1 pseudogene is annotated in these 235 nt (G+C 40.4%); it reads left to right on the top strand.

The annotated features are described in order from the left end of the window. A pseudogene (locus HMPREF3057_RS05300) lies at positions 1 to 235 on the top strand (relaxase/mobilization nuclease domain-containing protein); the annotation flags it as partial.

Genomic DNA, 235 nt, shown 5'->3' with positions numbered 1-235 from the left:
AAAGACCATTTAAGTCAATATGGCATTGAAATTGCACGAGTTACACCTAAGAGCATTACCTATCGACATCTAGCTGAAGATAAAAAAGTCCGTGGCCGTCGATTAGGTGAAGATTATAACAAAGGGGGTATAGAAGATGGCTTTGAAAGACAAATACAACGACAACAGCAAGAACGAGAATATGACAACGACATCCAGCCAAAACGACCAACTTCAAACCGTGATGAACCAACTC

Source organism: Streptococcus sp. HMSC072D05 (assembly GCF_001815805.1).
Lineage (GTDB): Bacteria > Bacillota > Bacilli > Lactobacillales > Streptococcaceae > Streptococcus.
This window is presented reverse-complemented; position numbering and strand designations above follow the sequence as displayed.